The following is a 3,612-nucleotide window of genomic DNA, read 5'->3' on the forward strand; positions in this document are numbered from 1 at the left end:
CGGCCGCCGTCGGGCAGGCGGCCCGCAGTGCGTTGGCCTACCTTGACGTTTCAGTGGATCAGGCGGCACGCCACCGTGACGCCGCCGAGGAGTTGCGCGCCCAGTGGGACGCCGAACTCGGCGAGGTCAGGACCGGCAATGACCGGCTGCTGGCCGAGCTGGCGGAGCTGACCGACTCGGTGCACCGCGATGAGTTGGCCCGTGCGCAGCAGCAAGCCCGTATCGAGACGCTTGAGAACCGCTCCATCGATGAGCTCGGCCTGACAGCCGATCACCTCGTTGCCGAGTATGGCCCGGACGTCCCGGTGCCGGTACCCGCAGCGACCGCCGACAAGTGGGCGGAGCTTCGTGCCCCAGTGGACGACGACGGCAATCCAGTACCTGCAGGGGTGCCCTTTGTCCGGGCGGAGCAGGAGAAACGGCTCAAGCGCGCCGAGAAGGACCTCGCCTCGCTGGGCAAGGTCAACCCGCTGGCCCTGGAGGAGTTCGCCGCACTGGAGGAACGCCATCAGTTCCTGAGCACCCAGCTCGAAGATCTCAAGGCGACCCGCAAAGACCTGCTGGACATCATCAGGGAAGTCGATGAGCGGGTGGAGCAGGTCTTCACCGCGGCCTACCGGGACACAGCAGTGCAGTTCGAACGGGTGTTTGGGCGGCTGTTCCCCGGTGGGGAAGGTCGTCTCGTCCTCACCGACCCGGAGAACATGCTCACCACCGGCATCGAAGTGGAAGCACGCCCCGCCGGAAAACGGATCAAACGGCTCTCCCTGCTCTCAGGGGGCGAGCGCTCGCTGACCGCCGTCGCACTGCTGGTGGCAATTTTCAAGGCGCGGCCGTCACCGTTCTATGTGATGGACGAGGTGGAGGCAGCGCTCGACGACACCAACCTCGGCCGGTTGATCACCTTATTCGAGGAACTCCGCGAATCCAGCCAGCTCATCATCATCACCCACCAGAAGCGGACGATGGAAGTGGCGGACGCCCTGTACGGCGTGACGATGAGGGGCGACGGCGTCTCCGCCGTCATCAGCCAGCGACTGGTGGAAGCCTAGGAGGTTCGTTCGGGAAGTGTCTCGCGGGCACCCAGCCACACCAGAAACGCCGCGAAGGCTATGGCACCGGTCAGGGCGAACGCCCACCCGAAGGACAGGGCGTCCACCAGGAGCCCGGCGATGATCGGGCCGATGATCGCGCCGGTGTCGGCACTCATCTGGAACGCAGCCAGGACCTTCCCGCCGCTGCGCTGGTTGCCAATGACGTCGGCGATCACTGCCTGCTGAGCGGGGTTGAGGAGCCCAGCGCCCAGCCCGGCAACGACAGAGACGGCAAGGAACATCACCAGATCTGTGGTGAATCCCAGACTCGCCATGGCCAGACCATTCACCACCAATCCGGTCAGGACCATGGGCTTCCGGCCCCATTGGTCGGCTAGCCGACCGGAGAAGGTTAGCGCCAACGCGGTACCTGCGGCGAAGAAGGTGAGCGCAACGCCGGCCATTTCCGGGCCTTCCCCGAGGACGGCCACAACAAACAGCGGAACCAGCGCCATCCGCACACCGAACGAGGACCAGCCATTGGCGAATCCTGATGCAAGGGCAGCCCGATAGGCAGAATCGCCGAGGGCTTCCCGAACCGTCAGGACCTGCAGTGGAGCGGCATTGGCCGCCTTGTCGCGGAGGGCCGAGTCACGCAGTTTGATGAACACCACTGCCGCCGCGATGATGAGCGCACCTGCATAGACGAGAAACGGGACCCGCAGACCAAACACCGCGAGCAGCCCACCGATCAGCGGGCCGAAAATGCTGCCGAGCAGGAATGCCGAGGCGTACGTACCGGACACCCGGCCACGTAGACCGGGTGGTGCCAACCGAACGATCAGGCCCATCGCGGAAACGGTGAACATGGTGGAACCGATGCCTCCCAGTCCGCGGAAGATCAACAGTTGCCAGTAGTCGGCTGCGAACGCACAGGCACCCGTCGAGAGGGCCACGATCAGCAACCCGGACACATAAACGGGCCGCTCACCCAGCCGTTCGACGAGCTTGCCGCCCGCCGGCGCGAAAACCAGCCGGGTAAAGGCGAAGGCGCTCACGATGATTGCTGACGCTGTGACGCCGAGATCGAGGCGTGCCACGATGGGCGGCAGATCGAAGCTCTGGGCGAACTGTGGGAGGACCGGGGCCACCAATCCAAAACCAATGGCGATGACGAAAGCCGCCGCAATCAGAACCCAGATTTCCTGCGGGATTTTGATGCGTTCTGCGGGTTCGCCGGCGGGCATGCCGGTAGCGGGGGAGCGTCTGAGGCTGAACATGATGCGTTCAGTCTTTCACCAGTTTCGCCCGGGCAGCGCCAGACGCGTATGAGAAGCTAGGTCTGTGAACGAGACGACGCTCCAGATAGTAATTTACGTAGCCATTTCTCTCGCGGTCATCGGCTCACTCGCCGTGCTGCTGCTGAAGGGACGGAAAACACCACCGGGTACCTACACCAGCACCCGCGACGACGACGACCGGGTTGCCAGCGGCGCCCCGGGGACCTCCACCGACACGTTGGAACGGCCTACAGACACGGCCGACGACGTCATTGTTCCTGACGACCTGCGCGACCTCGACGAAACCACCATCGGCACCGAAACGGTTCCGGTCGAAACCCCCGCCGAGGTACAGGGCCGCCTGGCCCGCCTCCGTGCCCGGCTGATCCGCTCGAACAACGCACTCGGCAAGGGCCTGCTCGCCCTGTTGTCCCGCGACAACATCGACGAGGACGTCTGGGACGAAATCGAAGAAACCCTGCTGCTCGCCGACCTGGGCACCGAACCAACAATGGAACTGGTGGACGCGCTCCGCGCCCGGGTGAAGGTGGCAGGCAGCCGCAGCCCCGCCGAGGTCAAGGACATGCTCCGCGAAGAGCTGATCAAGCTCGTCGATCCCACCATGGACCGGTCCCTCGCGACCGACCGGCACGCAGACCGCCCGGCAGTGGTCCTGGTGGTCGGCGTCAATGGCGTCGGAAAGACCACCACCGTTGGCAAACTGGCCCGGGTGCTGGTCGCCGACGACAAGGACGTCCTGCTCGGCGCAGCTGATACCTTCCGTGCCGCTGCCGCTGAGCAGCTGGCCACGTGGGGGCAGCGCGTGGGTGTCCCCACGGTCCGGTCCGACGTCGACGGCGCCGACCCCGCCTCGGTTGCCTATGAGGCAGTCAAAGCCGGGATCGACGGCGAGGTGGACGTGGTCATGATCGACACTGCCGGTCGCCTGCAGAACAAGGTCGGTCTGATGGACGAACTCGGCAAAGTGAAGCGGGTCATCGAGAAACTGGCCACCGTTGACGAGGTGCTGCTGGTGCTTGACGCCACCACCGGGCAGAACGGCCTCAACCAGGCCCGCGTGTTCGCTGAAGTAGTCAACGTGACAGGTATTGTCCTGACCAAGCTCGACGGTACCGCCAAGGGTGGCATCGTCGTCGCGATCCAGCGCAGCCTCGGGGTGCCGGTGAAACTGGTAGGCCTCGGCGAGGGCGCCGACGACCTGGCACTGTTCGAGGCCGAGTCCTTCGTGGACGCGATCCTCAACTAACTACCCAAAGAAAGCGGCGCCCCACGATGGA

General features: G+C 65.0%; 3 protein-coding genes. 2 read left to right on the plus strand and 1 reads right to left on the minus strand.

Annotated features, from left to right (window positions below):
* Positions 1-1,052, plus strand: a 1,052-nt coding sequence (locus tag K728_RS18550) for an AAA family ATPase (RefSeq protein ID WP_035747357.1), incomplete at its 5' end; no start/stop codon positions are given.
* Here K728_RS18550 and K728_RS0105970 read toward each other — a convergent pair.
* Positions 1,049-2,314, minus strand: coding sequence for an MFS transporter (locus tag K728_RS0105970; RefSeq protein WP_024476185.1), 1,266 nt, complete (start codon positions 2,312-2,314; stop codon positions 1,049-1,051). The genes K728_RS18550 and K728_RS0105970 overlap by 4 nt on opposite strands.
* 64 nt (positions 2,315-2,378) lie before the next feature.
* Here K728_RS0105970 and ftsY point away from each other — a divergent pair, with 64 nt between their 5' ends.
* Positions 2,379-3,581: a signal recognition particle-docking protein FtsY gene (gene ftsY, locus K728_RS0105975; protein WP_024476186.1), complete on the plus strand. Its 1,203-nt coding sequence runs from the start codon at positions 2,379-2,381 to the stop codon at positions 3,579-3,581.
* Positions 3,582-3,612: the final 31 nt, after the last annotated feature.

Source organism: Arthrobacter sp. CAL618 (genome assembly GCF_000468215.1).
Classification (GTDB): domain Bacteria; phylum Actinomycetota; class Actinomycetes; order Actinomycetales; family Micrococcaceae; genus Arthrobacter_D.

Excerpts from the sequence above, each read along its gene's own strand:
- K728_RS0105970 (WP_024476185.1), bottom strand. The coding sequence starts at position 2,314 with ATGTTCAGCCTCAGACGCTCCCCCGCTACCGGCATGCCCGCCGGCGAA.